The organism is Streptococcus sp. 27098_8_70 (assembly GCF_041432215.1).
GTDB lineage: Bacteria > Bacillota > Bacilli > Lactobacillales > Streptococcaceae > Streptococcus > Streptococcus oralis_CP.
This window is the reverse complement of the sequence record NZ_JAPVZD010000001.1, coordinates 529,322-552,493: the sequence shown is the minus strand read 5'-3', so window position 1 is coordinate 552,493 and position 23,172 is coordinate 529,322. Positions and strand designations below refer to the sequence as shown.

Below are 23,172 nucleotides of genomic sequence, written 5' to 3'. Positions count from 1 at the left end.
CTTCTTTTGTCCTTTTCTTAAAGATAAGTTAAATAAAGCGTTTTCCATAGATTCTTTTAGAAAAGATATTGCTAAAAGGCCTAAAAATTGATAGAATAAGGATTGTCTAAAAAAATTTAAGGAGAATCTATCAAATGGATTTTACATGGGCTATTAAATATGCCACAGAATTCTTGGGAACTGCTATTTTGATCATTCTTGGTAATGGTGCAGTTGCTAACGTTGAACTTAAAGGTACGAAAGGTCACCAAAGTGGCTGGCTCGTTATCGCGGTTGGTTATGGTATGGGGGTTATGATCCCAGCCTTGATGTTTGGTAACGTATCTGGTAACCACATCAACCCAGCTTTCACTCTTGGACTTGCTGTTAGTGGTCTTTTCTCTTGGGATCAAGTTCCATTTTACATCCTAGCACAAGTTTTGGGAGCAATCTTCGGTCAAGCTTTGGTTGTAGCGACTCACCGTCCTTACTACTTGAAGACAGAGAACCCTAACAATATCTTGGGTACCTTCTCAACAATTTCAAGCATTGACCACGGTACAAAAGAATCACGTTTTGCAGCTACTGTTAACGGCTTCCTCAATGAGTTTGTAGGTTCATTTGTTCTTTTCTTTGCAGCACTTGGTTTGACTAAAAACTTCTTTGGTGCAGAGGTTCTTCAATACATGAAACAAATGGCTACTCAAGCTGGACAAACTGTTGATTTAAGTGAATTGGCAGTGAAAGCTCAAGTAGCTCCACATACAGCTGCTGGGATCTCAGTTGCGCACTTGGCACTTGGTTTCCTAGTAATGGCCTTGGTAACTTCACTTGGTGGACCTACTGGTCCTGGTTTGAACCCAGCTCGTGACTTTGGACCTCGTCTTCTTCACGAACTCCTTCCAAAATCAGTTCTTGGTCAACACAAGGGTGATTCAAAATGGTGGTATGCATGGGTTCCAGTTGTAGCTCCAATTGCAGCGGCTATTGCGGCAGTAGCACTATTTAAACTACTTTACCTATAAGAAATGAAACTGGGGAATCCCAGTTTTTTTCTTGTAAAATTTCTAAATAAAATAGATATGGCTTGTAAAATATTCGAAAATCCTTTAAAATAAAAGAGTTGGAGGAATATATGAGTGTGAATGAGATAGTTCGGATCATTCCGACTGTGAAAGTTAATAACCGAAAATTAAATGAAAAATTTTACATTGAAACTCTGGGGATGAAACCTTTGCTGGAAGAGTCTGCCTTTCTTTCCTTAGGCGACCAGACAGCTACGGAGAGATTGATTTTAGAAGAGTCTCCAAGCATGCGAACACGCAGAGTTGAAGGGCTTAAGAAGCTAGCTAGACTCTTGATAAAGGTTGAAAATCCTTCTGAAATTGAGGGCCTTCTTTCTCAGATGAAGTCTCTTCCTCGCCTATTTAAAGGAAACCGAGGGTATGCTTTTGAGATTGTTTCACCTGAAGAGGATGTGATCCTTGTTCATGCAGAAGATGATATAAGAGATTTGGTTCCACTGGAAACTGTTCCTGAATTTTATTCAAATACAAGTATAAAATACGTGAGCCAATTTGAGGTTTCTATGGAGTTGCGTTTACCTGAAGGGACAGAGAGCTTACTTGATCCTGAAGGAGTAGCGCCAGCAATCACCTTTACGAAAGGGCAAGGAGCAGATTTGGCTGTTGAAAACAATGTCACTTGGGATTTGACGATGTTAAAATTTTTAGTCAAGAATTTTGATCTAACCAGTCTTCGTCAGAAATTTGAAAAGACAGGCTACTTTGTCCCTAAGTCTAAAAAATTCTTCCTTGGTAAAGATACCAATAACATTGAATTGTGGTTTGAAGAAGCATGAAGTTGGAAAAAATTCTAAGAAAAATAGAAAATCAAATCGAGGCAGGGATTTATCCCGGGGCCTCTTTTGCGTATTATAAGGATGGTGAATGGAAAGAGTCTTATCTAGGATTGAGTGATCCAGAACGAGACTTGAAGACAGAAACCGGTTTGGTTTATGATTTGGCCAGTGTGAGTAAGGTCGTGGGAGTGGGGACGGTTCTTATCTTCTTGTGGCAGCAGGGCACATTCGATATTGAGCGACCGGTAACGGATTTTTTACCAGAGTGTGATTATCCTGATATCACTATACGGCAGCTTCTGACCCATGCCACAGACTTGGACCCCTTTATTCCCAATCGAGACAAGTTAAGGGCAGAGGAATTAAGAGAAGCCATGTTTCACCTCAATAGACGAAGTCAGCCTGCTTTCTTATACTCGGACGTTCACTTTTTACTCTTGGGCTTTCTTTTGGAAAAAATCTTTGACCAAGACTTGGATCAGATTATAGAAGAACAAGTTTTGGGACCATGGGGAATGACGGGAACCAAGTTCGGCCCCGTTGAGCAAGCTGTCCCAACAGTGAGAGGAGTAGAGGCCGGAATCATTCACGATCCCAAAGCCCGTCTATTAGGGAAACACGCTGGAAGTGCTGGTTTGTTTTCGACTGTTAAGGATTTGCAGATCTTTCTGGAACATTACTTGAAAGATGATTTTGCTGCAGAATTGAGCCGAAATTTTTCTCCCTTAGATGATAAGGAGCGGTCTCTAGCCTGGAATCTGGAAGGGGCTTGGCTCGACCATACGGGTTATACAGGTACCTTCATCATGTGGAATCGAGAGAAGCAGGAGGCGGCTATCTTTTTATCCAATCGAACGTATGAGAAGGATGAGCGTACCCAGTGGATAGTTGACCGAAACCAAGTCATGGAAATGATTCGTCAAGAGGAGTAGGGGGAAGCATGTCGAAAACCGTAAAAGGAACTCTGTATACAGTAGTGGCAGGGATTGCTTGGGGCTTGTCTGGAACCAGTGGCCAATACCTGATGGCACACGGGATTTCTGCTTTAGTCTTGACCAATTTGCGACTTATCATTGCAGGCTTGGCACTGGTGTTCTTATCCTATACGACTTCAAAGGATAAATTCCTTTCTTTTTTAAAAGACAAAAAAAGTCTGCTATCTCTGTTGCTATTTGCAGTTTTTGGACTTTTCTTAAACCAGTTTGCCTATCTTTCTGCCATTCAGGAAACCAATGCTGGAACGGCGACAGTTCTCCAGTATGTATGCCCCGTTGGGATCTTGGTTTATACTTGTATCAAGGATAAGGTAGCTCCGACACTGGCTGAGATTATTTCGATTGGATTGGCTATAGGAGGAACTTTTCTGATCGCGACGCATGGGAAAGTCGACCAGTTGTCTGTCACACCCCTAGGTCTGTTCTGGGGCCTCTTTTCAGCCTTGACCTATGCCCTCTATATTATTCTTCCCATCGTTTTGATTAAGAAGTGGGGCAGTATTTTGGTGATTGGTGTCGGGATGGTTATTTCTGGTGTAGTGGCTATTCCCTTCACAGGAGTCTTACAGGCCAGCATACCGACTAGTCTAGATTTTCTCTTTGCATTTGCTGGGATTATCATCATCGGAACGGTCTTTGCTTATACAGCTTTCCTAAAGGGAGCTAGTCTGATAGGCCCTGTTAAGTCTAGTTTATTAGCTTCCATAGAACCAATTTCTGCCGTTTTCTTTGCCTTTCTGATTATGAAGGAACAGTTTTATGCGATTGATTTTGTCGGTATGGCTATGATTTTACTAGCCGTGACCATTATTTCATTGAAAGATTTACTGTTGGAAATAAAGAGTAAGTAACTAAAAAATCCACTCAATCGAGTGGATTTTTTGTGTATAGATGATTAGTCTTTATTTTCGTGTGGCAAGATCAAGTTTAAGATAATTCCTGTCATGGCTGATAGAGCAGTACCTGAAAGTGTAACTGGGCCAAGTTTGAGGATAGCTCCACCAAGTCCAAGTACCAACATGGCACTGGCGATGATGAGGTTACGCATTTGACTGAAGTCAACGCGTTCTTTAATCAAAACTTTTAGACCGTTGCTGGCGATAACTCCGTAGAGAAGGATGGACATGCCACCAAGCACAGCATTTGGAATGGTTGAAATCAAGGCAGTGAATTTACCTAGGAAGCTAAGAGCAATGGCGATGAAGGCCGCGTTACGGATAACAGAGACAGAAGCGATACGAGTCATCCCGATGACCCCTGTATTTTCTCCGTAAGTCGTATTAGCTGGTCCACCTAGGAAGGCTGATACAGATGTCGCGATACCGTCACCGAGAAGCGTACGGTGAAGTCCCGGTTCTTTTAGGAATTGACGGCCACAGATTTGGCTCAAAACTGTGTGGTCTCCGATGTGTTCTGAAATTGTTACGATAGCGATAGGCAAGATAGCAATGGTTTCAGGACCAAAGTATAAGTTGTACTCTTTAAAGGCACCACCAGTGCTAAATGGCAAGTAGAAACCAGGAATTTCAAACCAATTGGCTTGAAGGACTGGGGTAAAGTCAACCAAACCAAGCATCATAGCGAAGATATACCCACCGATGATGGCGAAGAGGAAAGGAATGATACGAAGGAAACCTTTTCCTTTTGTATTGATAAAAGCGGCAATCAAGAACGTCACGACAGCTACAAGAGCGTTTTTCCAGTTTCCGTCTGCTACGAGTCCAGCATTCGTTACAGCAGAACCAGCAAGACCAAGACCGATAACGATAATCATAGGTCCGATAATGATTGGTGGCAAGAGTTTATCAATCCATTTCGTACCTGCAAAACGAACACTTGCTGCTACAAGGACATAGACCAAACCAGTCAAGATAACTCCAGTTTGGGCAGCAGAGACATCGCCTCCCATTTCTTTCATGGCTAGAGACATAGCTGTGATAAAGGCGAATGAAGAACCTAGATAAACTGGAACCTTAAAGCCAGTAGAAATCATGTAGATAAGTGTTCCAATACCGGATGCAAAGAGAGCAACCGATACGGGCATTCCCAAAATTAAGGGAACGAGAATGGTTGCACCAAACATAGCAAACACGTGCTGGAAGCTTAGAAGAATGCCTTTACCAGCAGAAGGACGTTGATCAACGTCTAGTAACAAGTCAACAGTTGATTCCTGTTTCATAAAAACCTCACTTTTGGGCACCAAAAAAGAGCCCATTATTTTGCAGCAATAGGCCCTCAGAGTAAGACTTTTTAAAAAATAGCTATCTTTTAAAAATTTATATAAATCTGCGCCTTCGTCACCTCACAGGATGACATTAAAAACCTTTGCTTAGGATAGTATAGCAGAAAAAATTCGTTTTGTAAACGAATTTTTCCCGAGCTGAGAAACAAAAAAGCGAGGCAGATTTTGTAAATCATTTTTTCCCGAGCCCGGAAATGCGAGAGCGAGGTTCGTTTTGTAAACGAATTTTTCCCGAGCCTAGAAATAAGAAAGCGAGGTTGATTTTGTAAATCATTTTTTCCCGAGCCTGGAAATGGGAGAGCGAGGTATGATTTTGTAAACATTTTTTTACTAAAAAATTAAAGTGGGCGTTTGTTTGGCATGCCAGCCTTTCTTGGGTACTTGTTAGGTGTTTCTTTTTTCTTTTCGACCACAGTGATATAACGGGGATCTCCATTTGGTAGGGCGTAGCTGAGATTGTCTTCGACCTTACTGAAGAGGAGATTGAGAGCATTCTTGGCTTCTAGCAATTCTTCAGGGGCATTGCTGGCCTTGAGTGCCAAAAGTTTTCCGCCAACTTTAAGGTAGGGAATGGTCAGCTCAGATAAAACCTGCATACGGGCAACCGCACGAGCCGTCACCACATCAAACTGGGCACGGAAGTTCTTGTCTTGGGCAAAGTCTTCTGCCCGTCCATGGTAGAAGTGAACACCTTCCAAATTCAACTCCTGAGCCAAAAGCTGAAGGAAGTTGATGCGCTTATTGAGCGAATCAATGATGGTCACATCTAACTGAGGATAGAGGATTTTCATGGGTAGACTAGGAAATCCTGCCCCAGCCCCGATATCAAGAAGTTTGATAGTTTCATTTGAAATCAAGCCTTGCAGAATAGGTGCAATCGAATCATAAAAATGTTTGAGATAAACTTCTTCTTTGTCTGTGATAGCGGTCAGGTTAATCTTTTCATTCCACTCGACCAAGAGTTCAAAATACCGTTCAAATTGGTTCTTTTGCTGATCCGAAAGTGGAAGATTTTGCTTAGCGAGCAAGCTGTAAAATGTTTCTGGTTTCATAGTAGTTTCCTTCTCTAGTATCATCTTATTTTACCATATTCGTTAAAATTTTGATATACTGGTAGTAATCTAAAAGCAGAAAGGAATAAGATTATGACTTGGATTATTCTTGGAGTTTTGGCTCTGATTGTTATTTTTGTGATTGTTAGCTATAACGGTTTGGTTAAAAATCGTATGCAGACCAAGGAGGCTTGGAGCCAGATAGATGTTCAGTTGAAGCGTCGTAATGATCTCCTCCCAAACTTGATTGAAACAGTCAAAGGCTATGCCAAATATGAAGGTTCTACCTTGGAAAAGGTGACAGAACTTCGTAGACAAGTAGCCGCAGCAACTTCACCAGCTGAAGCGATGAAGGCCAGTGATGCCCTTACCCGCCAGATTTCTGGTATCTTTGCAGTAGCAGAGAATTACCCAGACTTGAAAGCTAGTGCCAACTTTATCAAATTGCAAGAAGAGTTGACCAATACAGAAAATAAAATTTCTTACTCACGCCAACTCTACAACAGTGTTGTCAGCAACTACAATGTAAAACTTGAAAGCTTCCCAAGTAACATCATCGCAGGACTATTTGGCTTTAAAGCTGCAGACTTCCTTCAAACACCTGAAGAGGAAAAGGCAGTTCCTAAAGTTGACTTTAGCGGTTTAGGTGACTAAGATGTTGTTTGATCAAATTGCGAGCAATAAACGAAAAACTTGGATTTTGTTGCTGGTTTTCTTCCTACTCTTGGCCTTGGTTGGTTATGCGGTTGGCTATCTCTTCATGCGCTCAGGTCTTGGTGGCGTGATTATTGCCTTGATTATTGGTCTTATCTACGCTCTGACCATGATCTTTCAATCGACAGAGATTGTCATGTCTATGAATGGGGCGCGTGAGGTTGATGAGCAAACAGCACCAGACCTCTACCATGTAGTAGAAGATATGGCCATGGTGGCCCAGATTCCTATGCCGCGTGTTTTCATCATTGAGGATTCTTCTTTAAATGCCTTTGCAACAGGTTCGAATCCGCAGAATGCAGCAGTCGCAGCCACTTCGGGCCTTCTAGCTATCATGAATCGTGAGGAGCTAGAAGCTGTTATGGGGCATGAAGTCAGTCATATCCGAAACTACGATATTCGCATTTCGACCATTGCTGTCGCCCTTGCCAGTGCCATTACCCTTCTGTCTAGTATGGCAGGACGGATGATGTGGTGGGGTGGCACTGGTCGCAGACGGAGTGATAATGATCGTGATGGAAATGGTTTGGAGATTATCATGCTTGTTATCTCTCTCTTAGCCATTGTTCTAGCACCTCTCGCAGCAACCTTGGTGCAACTAGCCATTTCCCGTCAGAGGGAATTTTTGGCGGATGCATCCAGTGTGGAGCTGACTCGCAATCCTCAAGGGATGATCAATGCACTGCGCAAGTTGGAGAATAGCGAGCCAATGCATCACCATGTCGATGATGCCAGCAGCGCTCTTTATATCAATGATCCGAAGAAAGGTGGCGGACTTCAAAAACTCTTTTATACCCACCCGCCTATCTCAGAACGAATCGAACGCTTGAAACAAATGTAAAAAAATCCAGAGATGACCTCTGGATTTTTGCTTTTAGTATCTCACTTTTAACTTGTTATCTCACCAAAAAATAGTATAATATATGTAATTCTATATAATTGAGGTGAATGATGTATAAGCGCTGGATGACGTTTTTCTTGATTTTGATTTTTATGCCAATTCATTTGAGTATAGCAGAGAAAATCATGAGAATAAATTCATTACCGCTATCCATCCTTTTTACCCTTGTTGAACTTGCATTATTTTTATATGTAGGAAAAAAGTATGACTTGTTTCACATTCGGAAAATCTGTCTAAAAGATATTTTAAAATGTTTTCTTTCATACGCCTTACTTTTCCTGTTTTATATTATGGTCAATTTTTTAGGTCCTACCCAATCAGACACAACTCAAGCTGTGCAAAGTTTTTCACTTTCATGGTCTGTACTTTTTGTGGATCTCTGTGTTTTGGCACCTGTCACGGAGGAAATCTTTATGCGAGGTATGTTACAGGGGATAGTATTTAAGAATACATATTTTGGATTGTTTGCCACATCTCTTCTTTTTGCTTATCTTCATGGTCCCTATACTATTCCTAGCTTTATCAGCTATTTAGGTATGGGATTTGCATTTGGGGTAAGGTATAAGACTTCTGACAACCTATGGAATTCCATTCTTTTGCATGTCCTCAATAATCTGGTTGCATTTTGCTTTTTGTATATGAGATAATGATGCATTAGAATGCTTTGAGCTGTAAAATAGTAAAAAATGATTTCTAGCTTATATAATTTAAACAAAAGTCAGAGCATAATCTGTCACGTAAAAGACGCCAGAAGCGCTCTTTATATCAATGTTCCCAAGAAAGACGTGTGTAAACAAAATCCAGAGATCGTCTCTGGATTTTTGCTATGTTCAAAAATTATAAATCTTGTAAAGCGACGACTTCCAAACCATTTTCTGTCAAGCGATAGATACTCGTACAGACCTCTTTTAAGAAGCGTCTGTCATGCGAAACAGTGATCAGACCGCCGGGATAGGAGGCAAAGAGTTTTCTGATTTCGGGTTGGGAAGTTGGTGAGAAATTTCGGGTAGGCTCATCCAGAATGAGAAAGTTTGGTTTGCGCAACACTAAATCTACAAGTAGGAGCTTGCCTTGTTGCCCGCCAGATAGCGAGCGGATTTGGTGGTGCATCTCTGGATAGTTGAAATTGAGACTGGCTAGGTGAGATTGGATTTTCTGTAGTTCCTCTTTTTGTCCAGTTTGGCTGAGATAGGCTACTGGAGATAGATCCAATTGCAGCTTTTTATGGTAATCTTGTGGCATAAAACCAAGTGAAATCTCTCTTTTGGCGCTTAGTAGTTGCCGCAACTTGGCTAACAGAGTTGATTTCCCAACACCATTTGGCCCGATGATACCGATTTTATCTTGGCCACGGACCGTTAGTTGTAACTCCTGAGCTAAAATACGCTCGCCAATGGACAAATTTTCTTTTTCCAGTTGGACTAAGACTTTAGAAGATGCTAATGGTTGGATGTCTGAAAAGAAAAGTTGGATTTGTTCCTCTTCAAGTGGTTTTTGGGTCATGGACTGAGCTTCCTTTTCAAAGCGTTTTTCTTGAGAGAGAACAGTTTTCATCTTTTTAGCCAATAGGCGACCAGCAGTACTGTCTTTGGTTGCTCGAAGTGCAGTTTCTACATTTTGCTTAACGCGGCGATGTTTTTCCATGGTTTTGTCATAGGCTCTCTGGTCGTTAGCAGCTTGCTGACTTTGTCTGGCAAAATTAGCCTTTCTCTGCTCACTATAGCGATCATAGTCTAAATGCTCGACTAGTGTTTCTGCTTCTTTCCGATGCTTGACCAGTCGCAAGTGGACAATAGTATCTGCCGTTTGAGAAAGAAAGTCTTCATCATGGGAAATGAAAATAACAGTTTGCCTAATCTTTTGAATCTGTCTTTTTAGCCAATCAACCGTCTCAAGGTCTAGGTCATTTGAAGGTTCATCTAAAAACAGAACCTCAAAAGGTTTGGCTAACTCGTGGATGAGCTGAATTTTCAATGCTTCGCCCCCTGATAGACTGCCAATCTCTTGGTCGCTAGCAAAACGGTCGCTATCAAAGTGCAATTCCTCCGCCAAACGATAAAGAATGCTGTAGTCTAAATCAGCAGAATCCAAAAAGAAGTAGTCATGTAGAGTCCTATTTTTCAGGAACTCGGGGAGTTTTTGAGGAATGTAGGCCAGTGATTGAAGGTCAGACTGGATGTCGCCCTTGATGGTAAAATCAGGTAATGCTTCTCTCATTAAAGCTCGTAGTAAAGTCGATTTACCATTTCCTTCTTCACCAATAATAGCAACCTTTTCTCCGTCTTGGATAGTCGTGGTTAGGTCAGATACAAGATCTCGTAGATCTTTGTTTTGCGTGATAGTTAGATGATTGATTTTTATCATATTGTTGCCCTTTCTAGAATGTCGATAGTGCATAACAAAAAGCTCTACTTTATCTAGTAGAGCCCAAAGTCACTGTCCAAAACTCTATTATCCTCGTTGAAAAACTCGTCAAACTAGCTTGGAGCTGCCTACCCCAACCCAAGAGGAGCATAGCTTTCTAGTTTTTTGATTTTCAATGAGGACAAGATACTAGAAAATCTAGTATAAAAAGAGCACACAATAAAGAGACAAAAACAAGATCTACTAAATAAAGATTCTTTATTTGATAGACTTAGTTGTTCATGTCTCCCTTACCTCCGAGTATTAGTACCTCTATCCTATACCTTTCAGGAAATTTTGTCAACAGAAAACAAGTAATTTCAAACTCTAAAAACCGAAAACAGGCCCATAGAGAGTTAGCACGTGTTTGACATGTTCGTAGTGGAACTTGTCATAGTTTCGCCAAGCAATACGAGCTTGATCGTTTAGTTTTAGGCTCCCTAGTCCAATAAGAAGACTGGTACGTTGGTAAAATTTCTCAAGGTCGATTAAGATACTGTTGTCCAGTTTTTCTGCTGTTTTTAGTTCCTTAAGAGTGGTGTTCAGCAGCTCTTGCAGTCGAAGATCATCAGCTGTTCCTTGTTTACAGCTTTGGTAGCTTTTATTTAACTCGGAAAGGAGTTGGTAAGCTTCAGTGATGAGTGCTTTGTCCTCCATATGAGCATCCTCCTTGCTCTGATGTATTCTTGCCTATAGTATAGCACTAATAGGAAAGTTTGTCATAGTAAATATGTTAAAAAATGAGATTTTAATATCAAAGTTTGGGAGGCTGACTTATAGCCTTTTCATGGTATAATCAAGTGAGTACATCTTTATGGAGGAAATATGAAGTTAAACATTCAAGAAATTCGTAAGCAACCTGAAGGCCTGCATTTTGAACAAGCTTTGGACCTGGCAGCAGACTTGCGTAAACGGAACCAAGAGATTTTAGATGTCAAAGATATCCTTGCAGTGGGGAAGGTACAGTATGAAGACCGTCTGTATTTCTTAGACTATCAGCTATCTTATACCATTGTTCTTGCTTCCAGCCGCAGTATGGAGCCAGTTGAGTTGGCTGAGTCTTATCCAGTGACAGAAGTTTTCATGGAAGTAGCGACCAACCAACTGGACCAGGAAGTTCTTGATGATGACTTGGTCTTGCCTATTGAAAATGGGGAAATAGACCTTGCTGAGAGCGTAGCAGATAATATTCTGCTCAATATCCCAATCAAGGTCTTGACGGAAGAAGAAGAGGCGGGCCAAGGGTTTGTGTCTGGAAATGACTGGCAAATCATGACTGAAGATGAATACCAAGCCCAACAAGCAGTCAAGAAAGAAGAAAACAGTCCATTTGCTGGCTTGCAAGGACTGTTTGATGGAGACGAGTAGATGGTTTTATCTAAGAAACGTGCCCGTCATGTCATAGAGGAAATTATTGCCCTCTTTCCAGATGCTAAGCCTAGTCTTGATTTTACCAATCATTTTGAACTCTTGGTTGCAGTGATGTTGTCAGCTCAGACCACAGATGCAGCGGTAAATAAGGCCACGCCAGGTCTCTTTGCTGCTTTTCCGACACCACAAGCCATGTCTGTAGCGACAGAGAGTGAAATTGCTTCACACATTTCTCGCCTGGGACTGTATCGAAATAAGGCCAAATTCCTTAAAAAATGTGCCCAACAGTTACTAGACGATTTTGATGGTCAAGTGCCTCAGACTCGAGAGGAATTAGAAAGTCTAGCAGGTGTTGGTCGTAAGACAGCCAATGTTGTCATGAGTGTGGGCTTTGGGATCCCAGCCTTTGCAGTGGATACTCATGTGGAGCGTATCTGTAAGCATCACGATATCGTTAAAAAATCAGCTACGCCACTTGAAGTAGAGAAACGTGTTATGGATGTCTTGCCACCAGAAGAATGGTTAGCAGCTCACCAGGCCATGATTTACTTTGGACGAGCTATCTGTCATCCTAAAAATCCAGAATGTGACCACTATCCCCAGTTATATGATTTTAGTAATGTTTAAGGGGACTCTGAAAAAGTTTTTGCTTGATTTTAAGGGTGCTTTGTGCTATAGTAAATGATAACTAAATAGTCCTTTAAACCTGTCCCGTGAGGCAGGCAAGGAGCGCGATAAAGTAGAAGGGTGAAGTCTATACTGTTTATAGTAGGGCTCGCTTGGCTATACATTTCAAGTCTCCTTGTAGAAGGAGACTTTTCTTTTTGGAGGTTTGTCATGAAGACAAAAGAAGTTGTAGACGAATTGACTGTCAAACGAGCGATTACGCGAATTACTTATGAGATTATTGAGCGCAATAAAGATTTGAATAAAATTATCCTAGCTGGGATAAAAACGCGTGGTGTTTTCATCGCTCATCGAATCAAAGAACGCTTGGAGCAGTTGGAAAACATCACTGTTCCTGTTGTGGAATTGGACACCAAGCCTTTCCGTGATGATGTTAAAAGCGGAGAAGATACTTCTTTGATTTCTGTTGATGTGACAGACCGTGAAGTTATCTTGGTGGATGATGTACTCTATACAGGCCGTACTATCCGTGCTGCTATTGATAATATTGTTGGACATGGTCGTCCTGCGCGCGTGAGTTTAGCGGTGTTAGTTGATCGTGGACATAGAGAATTGCCTATCCGTCCAGATTACGTTGGGAAAAATATTCCAACTAGTCGTTCTGAAGAAATCATCGTAGAGATGACAGAACTTGATGGCCAAGACAGAGTTCTGATTACTGAAGAAGCTTAGAAAGCTGAAGGAGTAGCCATGTCAGAAAATCAACAAGCATTGAACCATGTGGTTTCTATGGAAGACCTTACAGTTGATCAAGTGATGAAATTGATCAAACGAGGAATCGAGTTTAAAAACGGAGCCCAACTTCCTTACGAGAACAAATCTATCGTATCGAATCTCTTCTTTGAGGATTCTACACGGACACATAAGTCCTTTGAAGTGGCAGAGATTAAGCTGGGGCTGGAACGACTTGACTTTGATGTGAAGACTAGTTCGGTCAATAAGGGTGAGACACTGTATGATACCATCTTGACACTATCTGCTCTAGGAGTGGATGTCTGTGTGATTCGCCACCCAGAGGTTGACTATTACAGAGAGTTGATTGCGAGTCCGTCGATTACAACTTCTATTATCAATGGTGGTGATGGTTCGGGACAACATCCTAGCCAGAGCTTGCTTGATTTGATGACTATTTATGAGGAATTTGGCCACTTTGAGGGTCTCAAGGTTGCTATTGCAGGCGACTTGGACCACTCACGCGTTGCCAAATCCAATATGCAGATTTTGAAACGCTTGGGAGCTGAACTGTTCTTTGCAGGACCTGAGGAATGGAGAAGTCAAGAGTTTGCGGACTATGGACAGTTTGTAACTATTGATGAGATTGTTGATCGGGTGGATGTTTTGATGTTACTCCGCGTTCAACATGAACGCCATGATAGTGGAGCCGTTTTTTCAAAAGAAGATTACCATGCTCAACACGGTTTGCACCAAGAACGCTATAATCGCTTAAAAGAAACAGCAATCATTATGCATCCTGCTCCAGTGAATCGAGATGTGGAAATTGCTGACCACTTGGTTGAAGCGCCAAAATCACGCATTGTCCAACAAATGACCAATGGTGTCTTTGTTCGAATGGCAATCTTAGAATCCGTATTGGCGAGTAGAAACGCCAACTAAAACACAAGACGTTAAAAGACGCCAGTGAGCGTCCACGAGAGGTGAAAATATGACAAAAAGACTTCTAGTATTAGAAGATGGTACAGTTTTTGAAGGCAAGGCCTTCGGAGCAGATATTGATGTAACAGGCGAAATCGTCTTTAATACAGGGATGACCGGCTACCAAGAATCCATTACAGACCAGTCTTATAATGGACAAATCTTGACCTTTACTTATCCTTTGGTAGGAAATTATGGCATTAACCGTGATGATTATGAATCCATCATTCCAACTTGTAAGGGAGTTGTCGTTTTTGAAGAGGCGCGTCGAGCTAGCAACTGGCGCAACCAAATGACCTTGGATGAATTTTTGAAAGCCAAGAAAATTCCAGGTATTTCAGGGATTGATACGCGTGCCCTTACTAAGATTATCCGTAAGCATGGTACCATGCGTGCAACCTTGACTCACGTCGGGGACAGTATGGACCATGTGACGGACCAGCTCCAAGCAACAGTCTTGCCAACAGACAATATCAAACAGGTTTCTACTAAAACTTCCTATCCAGCTCCAGGAGTTGGTTTGAGTGTGGTCTTAGTAGACTTTGGTCTCAAGCACTCAATCTTACGTGAACTTTCTAAGCGTAACTGTAACGTTACGGTTGTTCCTTATTCAACAACAGCGGAAGAAATTCTCCACCTAAATCCTGATGGAGTTATGTTGTCAAATGGTCCAGGTAACCCAGAAGATGTTCCAGAAGCACTAGACATGATTCGTGGTGTGCAAGGGAAAATTCCAATTTTCGGTATTTGTATGGGACACCAACTATTTGCCATGGCAAACGGGGCGAAGACCTACAAGATGAAATTTGGTCACCGTGGATTTAACCACGCGGTACGTGAAATTGCAACAGGACGCGTAGACTTTACCAGCCAAAACCACGGTTATGCAGTTAGCCGTGAGGACTTGCCAGAGCATTTGATCATTACCCACGAAGAAATCAATGACAAGTCAGTTGAAGGAGTTCGCCACAGATACCAACCAGGTTTTTCTGTACAATTCCACCCAGACGCAGCTCCTGGTCCACACGACGCAAGCTACCTATTTGATGAATTTATCGAGATGATGGAAGCTTTTAAACAAACAAACTAAGAACGAGTAAAAGCTCGTTAGAGAATTTATGTAACTGAACACGAACGGAAAGCTCGGAATTTAGAGAAACCAACCTGGATTGTCAATCCTTCCTTGGTTTCCTAAAATTCAATCGCTTTCTATTCGTCCTTTGTATCTTATTTAATGTCGCTCTGTGAGGCGACGAATAGAAAGGCAGGTCGTTTCTTTTAGTCGCTATTGGGCGAACTAAAAACTCCCTGCACTAGATTTTTTATCGAAAAATATCGTTTCTCTAAAAAATCGTCGGAGAATTTATTTAATGGCAACCCGAGAGTTGCCAAATAGAAAGGAGAAGGGTGGTCCGTATTTGCTGAACTGAATACGGGCTACGGACGGTGCTAAAAAGATAGTTATTCCTAGAACTGACAGTTCTTCGTCATAACTCCTATTTTAGCTTTGTCCGCTTGACGCCCTTAATATCTTATAAATGCCTAAACGTACTGATATTCAAAAAATTATGGTGATTGGTTCTGGTCCGATTATTATTGGTCAGGCTGCTGAGTTTGACTATGCGGGGACCCAGGCCTGCTTGTCTTTGAAAGAGGAAGGTTATGAGGTTGTCTTGGTGAACTCAAACCCTGCCACCATCATGACGGATAAGGAGATTGCGGACAAGGTTTACATCGAACCGATTACACTGGAGTTTGTGACGCGTATTCTCCGTAAGGAACGTCCAGATGCTTTGCTTCCAACTCTTGGAGGTCAGACAGGGCTCAATATGGCCATGGAATTGTCTAAAAATGGTATCCTAGATGAGCTTGGTGTCGAACTTTTAGGTACTAAATTGTCTGCCATCGACCAAGCGGAGGACCGTGACCTCTTTAAACAATTGATGGAAGAGCTTGAGCAGCCAATCCCTGAATCTGAAATTGTCAACACAGTTGAAGAAGCAGTGGCCTTTGCAGCAACAATCGGATACCCAGTCATCGTTCGTCCAGCCTTTACCCTTGGTGGTACTGGTGGTGGTATGTGTGCCAACGAGGAAGAATTGCGTGAAATCGCTGAAAATGGGTTGAAACTGTCACCTGTTACCCAATGTTTGATTGAACGTTCAATCGCAGGTTTCAAGGAAATTGAGTACGAAGTGATGCGCGATTCAGCTGACAATGCCCTCGTTGTTTGTAACATGGAAAACTTTGACCCAGTTGGGATTCATACAGGGGATTCTATCGTATTTGCTCCTGCACAAACCATGTCAGACTATGAAAACCAAATGCTACGTGACGCGAGCTTGAGCATTATCCGCGCACTCAAGATTGAAGGTGGGTGTAACGTTCAGCTGGCCCTTGATCCGCATAGCTTCAAGTACTATGTTATCGAAGTAAACCCTCGTGTATCGCGTTCGTCAGCCCTTGCTTCTAAGGCGACGGGTTATCCGATTGCCAAATTGGCTGCCAAGATTGCAGTTGGTTTAACCCTGGATGAGGTTATCAACCCAGTTACAGGTTCAACTTTTGCTATGTTTGAGCCAGCTCTTGACTACGTGGTTGCTAAGATTCCACGTTTCCCATTTGACAAGTTTGAAAAAGGTGAGCGTCGTCTTGGGACCCAAATGAAGGCGACTGGAGAAGTCATGGCTATTGGTCGTAACATTGAGGAGTCACTTCTCAAGGCATGTCGTTCACTTGAAATTGGGGTTCACCACAATGAAATGCCGGAGCTTGCAGATGTTTCAGATGATGCCTTGATTGAAAAGGTTGTGAAAGCCCAAGATGACCGTCTCTTCTATGTATCAGAGGCTATTCGCCGTGGTTACACTCCAGAAGAAATTGCTGAATTGACCAAGATTGATATCTTTTATCTTGATAAACTCTTGCACATCTTTGAAATTGAGCAAGAATTAGGTGCCCATCCACAAGATCTAGAAGTCTTGAAAACAGCTAAACTCAATGGATTTTCAGACCGTAAGATTGCGGAACTCTGGAAAACGACAGCTGACCAAGTTCGCCAACTACGTTTGGAAAACAAGATTGTTCCAGTCTATAAGATGGTCGACACCTGTGCGGCAGAATTTGACTCTGAAACACCGTATTTCTATTCAACCTATGGATGGGAAAATGAGTCTATCAAGTCTGATAAGGAATCCGTCCTAGTTCTAGGTTCAGGTCCAATCCGTATCGGTCAAGGGGTTGAGTTTGACTACGCAACCGTTCACTCTGTTAAGGCTATTCAGGCTGCTGGTTATGAAGCCATCATCATGAATTCAAACCCAGAGACCGTTTCAACAGACTTCTCGGTATCTGACAAGCTCTACTTTGAACCGTTGACTTTCGAAGATGTTATGAATGTTATCGACTTGGAGCAACCAAAAGGCGTTATCGTTCAGTTTGGTGGTCAAACAGCCATCAACCTTGCGGAACCTTTGGCAAAAGCAGGTGTGACCATCCTTGGTACCCAAGTCGCTGACTTAGACCGTGCCGAAGACCGTGACCTCTTTGAACAAGCCCTTAAAGACTTGGATATTCCACAGCCACCAGGACAAACAGCAACTAATGAAGAAGAAGCTGTGCTTGCTGCTCGCAAGATTGGTTTCCCAGTCCTCGTTCGTCCATCTTATGTCTTGGGTGGACGTGCTATGGAAATCGTTGAAAACGAAGAAGATCTTCGTTCTTACATGCGTACCGCTGTTAAGGCCAGTCCAGACCACCCAGTCCTTGTTGACTCTTACATCGTTGGTCAGGAGTGTGAAGTTGATGCCATCTCAGACGGGGAAAATGTCCTCATCCCTGGTATCATGGAGCATATCGAACGTGCCGGTGTCCACTCAGGTGACTCAATGGCCGTTTATCCACCACAAACCTTGTCGCAAAAGGTGCAGGAAACCATCGCAGACTATACCAAACGTCTAGCAATAGGTCTTAACTGTCTTGGGATGATGAACATTCAGTTTGTCATCAAGGATGAGAAAGTCTATGTTATTGAGGTCAATCCACGTGCCAGCCGTACGGTTCCATTCCTTTCTAAGGTAACCAATATTCCTATGGCTCAGGTAGCTACTAAGCTCATTCTTGGTCAAAGTCTTGAAGAACTGGGCTACCAAGATGGACTTTATCCTGAAAGTGCTCGCGTCCATATCAAGGCACCAGTCTTCTCCTTTACGAAACTAGCCAAGGTAGATAGCTTGCTCGGTCCTGAAATGAAGTCAACAGGGGAAGTCATGGGTTCTGATACTACTCTTGAAAAAGCTCTCTATAAGGCTTTTGAAGCTTCTTACCTGCACTTGCCAACCTTTGGAAATGTTGTCTTTACCATTGCTGATGATGCCAAAGATGAAGCCTTGGACTTGGCTCGTCGTTTCCAAAATATCGGTTATGGTATCCTTGCGACAGAAGGGACAGCAGCCTTCTTTGCCAGTCATGGACTTCAAGCCCAACCTGTTGGTAAGATTGGTGACGATGAACAGGATATCCCAAGCTTTGTCCGCAAAGGGAAAATCCAAGCGATCATCAATACTGTTGGAACCAAACGAACTGCTGACGAAGATGGTGAGCAAATCCGCCGTTCAGCCATTGAACATGGTGTGCCACTCTTTACAGCACTAGACACAGCAAATGCCATGCTTAAGGTGCTAGAAAGTCGTAGTTTTGTCACAGAAGCGATCTAGTTGAGAAAGAATTTTTACAGTTTTAAAGCCAGCGTCAGAAAACGCTGGCTTTTGCAATACTGATATTGCTTCTTTCAACTATCATTTTTTTTATTTGTAATCATTCCAAAATGTGATATAATAAGGAAGAATTGGAAATGGGAAACTATTTTCATTATAATTTCAAAAAATCCATTAAAAAAAGTAAAGACAGATTAGAAAGTGTAAAATTCCGATGTCTTCTTACAAAAAAGTCTCTCTTTCTGAGATCAACCAATCTATTGAAACTCCCAATAACAATCATTTTTGGCAAAATCTAAAAGCATTTTTAGGACCTGGAGCCCTTGTAGCAGTTGGTTATATGGATCCTGGAAACTGGATTACCAGCGTGGTTGGTGGTGCTTCCTACAAATATAGTCTCTTATTTGTTATTTTGATTTCATCTATCATTGCTATGCAGCTACAACAGATGGCTGGAAAGCTCGGTATCGTAACTAAGATGGACCTAGCACAGGCAACTGCACATCATGCTCCCAAATGGCTTCGCTATAGTCTTTGGGTGATTTTAGAATTAGCTTTAATGGCGACAGACTTAGCCGAGGTTTTAGGCTCAGCGATTGCCTTAAATCTTTTATTTAAAATACCGATTATGGTCGCTATCCTCTTAACCGTTTTAGATGTATTTCTTTTGTTGTTGTTGATGAAATTTGGCTTCAAAAAAATTGAAGCCATTGTGACGACTCTTATTTTAACCATATTAGCCATCTTTACCTATCTGGTGGCCTTATCCAATCCAAGTATTCAGGGTATCTTTGGTGGTTATTTACCGACTCCAACATTATTCGAAACACCATTGCCAGGTCATGAAAGCCAATTGACCTTGGCTCTAGGAATTGTGGGAGCGACAGTCATGCCCCATAATCTCTATCTTCATTCATCCCTATCCCAAACAAGGAAAATCAATCACAAAGATAAGAAGGATGTTCGAAAAGCCGTGCGTTTTATGACCTGGGATTCAAATCTTCAGTTGTCCCTAGCCTTTATTGTCAATTCCTTGCTTCTCATTTTAGGGGCATCTCTCTTTTTTGGTCATGCATCTGAAATTTCAGCTTTTTCTCAAATGTACAATGCTTTACAGGATTCGACAATAGCAGGAGCGATAGCTAGTTCAACTCTGTCAACTTTATTTGCCCTAGCCCTCTTAGCAAGTGGACAAAATTCGACCATTACAGGTACCTTGACAGGACAGATTGTCATGGAAGGTTTCTTACATCTAAGATTGCCTCAGTGGATTATCCGTATCGGTACCCGTATTTTTGCCTTGCTTCCTGTGATTATAGTCGCCGTCTTGTTTGGACATCAAGAAAAAACCTTGGATCAGTTATTGGTCTATTCACAGGTATTTCTGTCAATCGCTCTTCCGTTTTCAATCTTCCCCTTAATCTATCTGACCTCTAAGAAGTCACTGATGGGAGAATTTACCAATGCTAAGTGGAACACTATCCTAGGTTACGCAGTTTCAATCATCTTGACCATTCTCAATATCAAGCTTCTTTTCGATATTTTTTAACCTCGTTTGAAATCAATCATAGCGTCAGCGTGAAGGTTGACAAATAGAAAGTGGTAGTGGTTGGTTCATAAAAAGAAGTACAAAAAAAGAACAGTGGCAACTGTTCTTTTTTATCATTATTTGAGACCGTATTTTTTGTTGAAACGATCCACGCGTCCATCTGCTTGAGTGAACTTTTGACGTCCAGTGTAGAATGGGTGTGAGTCTGATGAAATTTCCACACGGATCAATGGGTAAGTTTCGCCTTCGAACTCAACAGTTTCGTTAGAGCGTTTTGTTGAACCGCTAAGGAATTTGTAACCAGTAGTTGTGTCCATGAAGACAACTGGGCGATATTCTGGATGGATATCTTTTTTCATTTTGCAATATTTCCTTTCTGCCATGGTCTCTTTGCGAGCCATAGATTGTTACCATACTAGTCTATCAGATTCTGATAAGTTTGGCAAGTCTTTTCCCTGATTTTATTAAAAATCTTGATAAAAAATCACCCCATTGTTTACTGGAGTGAGGGTAGAAGAATGATTAGTTCTCTTGATTTGGAGCTTTTTCTTCTGCTGATTTAGCCTCTTTTTCAGTTTCAGTAGGTTCTGTTTCTGTTGATTCTGTTACAGTTTCAGCTTCAGCCTCTGTTTCTGTTGGTTCGGCTACTGGCTCAGCTTCTGTTTTTGTTTCAGATTCTGTAGTTTCTTCTTTTACTGGTTCTGCGTTTTCTGCTGCTGATTCAGCTTCCACATTAGCTGGTTCCTTAGCTTCTTCTGTTTGCTCGGTTTCCTCTTTAGCTGTCTCTGTTTTTTCAGCATTAGTTTCTTCTTTTTTACGTTCTTGAGATTCTTTTTTGATTTCTTCGACTGCAGTTTTAACGGTAGAGCTTGTTACACGTCCGACAGTTTGAGCAAAATCTTTACCAGACTCAGCTAATTCAGTAAATGATTCTTTGGTAATTTTACCACCTGACATTGCCAAGAGACCAGTTACAACTAGTGCAATGCTAGCAAGAATAGCTAAAATCAAACCAAAGCCGATTGAAACGCCATATCCACCAAAGTTAGACATGTATTTATTTACATTAAAGAGACTATTTAGTGTGACGAGAGTTGCAATTGCACCCGCAACAATGACACCAATTGAGAACCCTTTAGGCATTGCTTTATTCATATTATTCAAGCAAGCAAGAACAATAGACACAATAGCTGCGATAATGACAAACCACCCATCTCCTTGGTAACCATTCACGCTATAGGATCCAAAAGAACCTGCATTTAAACTAGCCCATGGCAAAAGTGAACCAAGGATGGCTACTCCAGCAGAAATGAGAATATACAAACGATTTTTTTCCATTATTAAGTCTCCTTTTATTCAGTTTGATTTATTATACCATAAACTGAGGTACAAAGAAACCGTATATTTTAAGAATCTAGCATATAAAAGGCCAAGAAAATTCTTTCTTAGCCTTGGTGAATCTGTAGAGTCTCTTTTAGTTCTTTGTATATTTGTTCGTTTTCTTCTAGACTATAGGAATTGGCACCACTGGCTAATGGATGCCCTCCCCCGTCGTGTCGTTTGGCTATCTCATTGATAGGAGTGATTTTACTGCGCATTCGCACACGGAAGTGACCATCAGCTTGCTCAACAAAGATAGCCCAAGCCTTAACAGTATCAATTCGGCCAGGTGCTCCGACAATCGCTGCTGTTTCAGCATCCGTAACCTTATATTTTTCCAATATGTCTTGAGTAAGCAGAACGCGCGCAGCCCCATTCTCATCAACTTCTAAGTGATCATAAACATACCCTTGCAATTTTGCAATCTTGAAGCTCATGGTATCCATTTGACGAGACAATCCAGCAAAGTCAAAATCAATTTCTCGGAGCTGGCTAGCTATTCTAAAGGTACGAGCACTAGTTGATGGGTAGAGAAAACGCCCTGTGTCCCCTACAATTCCTGCATAGAGAAGTCGTGCCGCTTCACTAGACAAAGCTAGCTGATTTTCTTGAGCAAATAATGCAATCATCTCACTGGCACTGCTTGAACTTGTATCGACCCAAGATAGGTCACCATAGATATCATCATTTGGATGGTGATCGATTTTGATGGTGAAATCAGCTTGTTCGTAGCGTTTATCATCGATACGAGGACGATTCGCTGTATCACAAATAATAGCAAGAGCTCCTTGGTAGTCACTGTCTTGTACAGTATCCATTTCCGCCATCCAAGTAAGAGTTGGTTCGTTATAACCGACTGCTTTGATGGTCTTTTCTGGAAAATGGTGTGTGAGAAGAGCTTTCAAGCCCACTTGACTCCCTAAGGCATCTGGATCTGGTTTCATATGACGGTGAATGATAATGGTATCGTATTCTTTGATTTTCTCTAATATTTGCTGGCAAATTTCCATAAATAACCTCAATTCTTTCTCATTTCATTGTAGCACAAGAATTTTTATTTTTAAAATGAAAAAGATATGATATAATGGAGAAAGATAAATTGAGGAGGACGATATGGCATTAGCAAAAATTGTATTTGCCAGTATGACCGGTAATACCGAAGAAATTGCAGATATTGTAGCAGATAAATTGCGTGACTTGGGCTTGGATGTTGATGTGGATGAATGTACGACTGTTGACGCTTCAGACTTCTTGGAGGCTGACATCGCAATCGTTGCGACTTATACTTATGGAGACGGAGAATTGCCAGATGAGATGATGGACTTCTACGAAGACCTAGCAGATCTCAACTTGAATGGCAAAATCTACGGAGTGGTCGGTTCAGGAGATACTTTCTACGACGAATTCTGTAAAGCTGTTGATGACTTTGATCGCGTTTTTGTAGCGACAGGAGCAGAAAAAGGTTCAGAGTGTGTTAAAGTAGACCTTTCTGCCGAAGAAGAAGACATCGAACGTTTGGAACAATTCGCAGAAGAATTGGCTGCAAAAGTAGGATAAGAATCAAATTGCGCTGACTGGAAGAAGTCAGTGCGTTTTTTTATTAGTTTTTTTGGGATTTTACTAGCCTATTTAGAGGGTTTTTGATACAATAATTCAAATAAAGGAGGAGA

22 protein-coding genes are annotated in these 23,172 nt (G+C 41.7%); 15 read left to right on the top strand and 7 right to left on the bottom strand.

Translation table 11 applies throughout. The annotated features are described in order from the left end of the window. Positions 1-134 precede the first annotated feature (134 nt). The 4 genes from gla to O3655_RS02690 all read left to right on the top strand — a co-directional run bounded on the left by gla (position 135) and on the right by O3655_RS02690 (position 3,686). Positions 135-1,004, top strand: coding sequence for an aquaglyceroporin Gla (gla, locus tag O3655_RS02705; RefSeq protein WP_049485344.1), 870 nt, complete (start codon positions 135-137; stop codon positions 1,002-1,004). A gap of 110 nt (positions 1,005-1,114) precedes the next feature. After that, the gene (locus O3655_RS02700) at positions 1,115-1,840 is read left to right on the top strand and encodes a CppA N-terminal domain-containing protein (RefSeq protein WP_049485343.1); all 726 of its coding nucleotides are present in this window, start codon (positions 1,115-1,117) and stop codon (positions 1,838-1,840) included. Continuing rightward, positions 1,837-2,772, top strand: a complete 936-nt coding sequence (locus O3655_RS02695) for a serine hydrolase domain-containing protein (protein WP_308697057.1) — start codon at positions 1,837-1,839, stop codon at positions 2,770-2,772. The genes O3655_RS02700 and O3655_RS02695 overlap by 4 nt, the downstream gene beginning before the upstream one ends. Before the next feature lie 8 nt (positions 2,773-2,780). Then, positions 2,781-3,686 (top strand): DMT family transporter, encoded by a 906-nt coding sequence (locus O3655_RS02690; protein ID WP_308697058.1) that lies wholly within the window; start codon positions 2,781-2,783, stop codon positions 3,684-3,686. Between the two features lie 44 nt (positions 3,687-3,730). On the opposite strand, the gene O3655_RS02685 is transcribed toward O3655_RS02690, so the two are convergent. Together O3655_RS02685 and rsmG are read right to left on the bottom strand one after the other, a co-directional pair. Next, positions 3,731-5,014, bottom strand: a complete 1,284-nt coding sequence (locus O3655_RS02685) for a uracil-xanthine permease family protein (RefSeq protein WP_000808282.1) — start codon at positions 5,012-5,014, stop codon at positions 3,731-3,733. 401 nt (positions 5,015-5,415) lie between these two features. Continuing rightward, entirely contained in the window at positions 5,416-6,129 is a 714-nt protein-coding gene (gene rsmG, locus O3655_RS02680) for a 16S rRNA (guanine(527)-N(7))-methyltransferase RsmG (RefSeq protein ID WP_049490789.1), read from the bottom strand. A 93-nt stretch (positions 6,130-6,222) separates the two neighbouring features. On the opposite strand from rsmG, the gene O3655_RS02675 reads away from it, so the two are divergent. The 3 genes from O3655_RS02675 to O3655_RS02665 all read left to right on the top strand — a co-directional run bounded on the left by O3655_RS02675 (position 6,223) and on the right by O3655_RS02665 (position 8,391). After that, the gene (locus O3655_RS02675) at positions 6,223-6,783 is read left to right on the top strand and encodes a LemA family protein (RefSeq protein ID WP_000219838.1); all 561 of its coding nucleotides are present in this window, start codon (positions 6,223-6,225) and stop codon (positions 6,781-6,783) included. A 1-nt stretch (position 6,784) separates the two neighbouring features. Continuing rightward, positions 6,785-7,684 (top strand): zinc metalloprotease HtpX, encoded by a 900-nt coding sequence (htpX, locus tag O3655_RS02670; protein WP_049485340.1) that lies wholly within the window; start codon positions 6,785-6,787, stop codon positions 7,682-7,684. A 110-nt stretch (positions 7,685-7,794) separates the two neighbouring features. After that, the gene (locus tag O3655_RS02665; RefSeq protein ID WP_049485339.1) at positions 7,795-8,391 is read left to right on the top strand and encodes a CPBP family intramembrane glutamic endopeptidase; all 597 of its coding nucleotides are present in this window, start codon (positions 7,795-7,797) and stop codon (positions 8,389-8,391) included. Positions 8,392-8,581: 190 nt separating this feature from the next. On the opposite strand, the gene O3655_RS02660 is transcribed toward O3655_RS02665, so the two are convergent. Both O3655_RS02660 and O3655_RS02655 read right to left on the bottom strand, forming a co-directional pair. Next, positions 8,582-10,141 (bottom strand): ATP-binding cassette domain-containing protein, encoded by a 1,560-nt coding sequence (locus O3655_RS02660; RefSeq protein WP_049501340.1) that lies wholly within the window; start codon positions 10,139-10,141, stop codon positions 8,582-8,584. Positions 10,142-10,474: 333 nt separating this feature from the next. Further along, complete coding sequence (locus tag O3655_RS02655; RefSeq protein WP_049501341.1) at positions 10,475-10,804, bottom strand: hypothetical protein; 330 nt, start codon at positions 10,802-10,804, stop codon at positions 10,475-10,477. A 168-nt stretch (positions 10,805-10,972) separates the two neighbouring features. Between O3655_RS02655 and O3655_RS02650 the strand changes: the two genes are divergently transcribed. The 7 genes from O3655_RS02650 (at position 10,973) to O3655_RS02620 (ending at position 20,122) form a co-directional block, all read left to right on the top strand. Then, positions 10,973-11,515: a DUF177 domain-containing protein gene (locus tag O3655_RS02650; RefSeq protein ID WP_049501342.1), complete on the top strand. Its 543-nt coding sequence runs from the start codon at positions 10,973-10,975 to the stop codon at positions 11,513-11,515. Next, positions 11,516-12,145 (top strand): endonuclease III, encoded by a 630-nt coding sequence (nth, locus tag O3655_RS02645; RefSeq protein ID WP_000244437.1) that lies wholly within the window; start codon positions 11,516-11,518, stop codon positions 12,143-12,145. Between the two features lie 210 nt (positions 12,146-12,355). Then, the gene (gene pyrR, locus O3655_RS02640) at positions 12,356-12,877 is read left to right on the top strand and encodes a bifunctional pyr operon transcriptional regulator/uracil phosphoribosyltransferase PyrR (protein ID WP_000850018.1); all 522 of its coding nucleotides are present in this window, start codon (positions 12,356-12,358) and stop codon (positions 12,875-12,877) included. An 18-nt stretch (positions 12,878-12,895) separates the two neighbouring features. After that, complete coding sequence (locus O3655_RS02635) at positions 12,896-13,819, top strand: aspartate carbamoyltransferase catalytic subunit (RefSeq protein WP_308697060.1); 924 nt, start codon at positions 12,896-12,898, stop codon at positions 13,817-13,819. A 49-nt stretch (positions 13,820-13,868) separates the two neighbouring features. After that, on the top strand, positions 13,869-14,948 hold the full coding sequence (locus O3655_RS02630) for a carbamoyl phosphate synthase small subunit (protein WP_000166849.1): 1,080 nt from the start codon (positions 13,869-13,871) through the stop codon (positions 14,946-14,948). Positions 14,949-15,396: 448 nt separating this feature from the next. After that, entirely contained in the window at positions 15,397-18,573 is a 3,177-nt protein-coding gene (gene carB, locus O3655_RS02625) for a carbamoyl-phosphate synthase large subunit (RefSeq protein WP_125456968.1), read from the top strand. 214 nt (positions 18,574-18,787) lie between these two features. Next, positions 18,788-20,122: an Nramp family divalent metal transporter gene (locus O3655_RS02620; RefSeq protein ID WP_308697061.1), complete on the top strand. Its 1,335-nt coding sequence runs from the start codon at positions 18,788-18,790 to the stop codon at positions 20,120-20,122. Positions 20,123-20,238: 116 nt separating this feature from the next. Here the strand turns inward: O3655_RS02620 and O3655_RS02615 are convergent, their stop codons facing one another. The 3 genes from O3655_RS02615 to O3655_RS02605 form a co-directional block, all read right to left on the bottom strand. Beyond that, complete coding sequence (locus tag O3655_RS02615) at positions 20,239-20,481, bottom strand: type B 50S ribosomal protein L31 (RefSeq protein WP_000710762.1); 243 nt, start codon at positions 20,479-20,481, stop codon at positions 20,239-20,241. Between the two features lie 163 nt (positions 20,482-20,644). Next, on the bottom strand, positions 20,645-21,460 hold the full coding sequence (locus O3655_RS02610; protein WP_371641145.1) for a lantibiotic ABC transporter permease: 816 nt from the start codon (positions 21,458-21,460) through the stop codon (positions 20,645-20,647). A 107-nt stretch (positions 21,461-21,567) separates the two neighbouring features. Beyond that, the gene (locus O3655_RS02605) at positions 21,568-22,512 is read right to left on the bottom strand and encodes a bifunctional oligoribonuclease/PAP phosphatase NrnA (RefSeq protein WP_316584535.1); all 945 of its coding nucleotides are present in this window, start codon (positions 22,510-22,512) and stop codon (positions 21,568-21,570) included. A 103-nt stretch (positions 22,513-22,615) separates the two neighbouring features. On the opposite strand from O3655_RS02605, the gene O3655_RS02600 reads away from it, so the two are divergent. Further along, positions 22,616-23,059, top strand: a complete 444-nt coding sequence (locus O3655_RS02600; RefSeq protein WP_001162125.1) for a flavodoxin — start codon at positions 22,616-22,618, stop codon at positions 23,057-23,059. Positions 23,060-23,172: the final 113 nt, after the last annotated feature.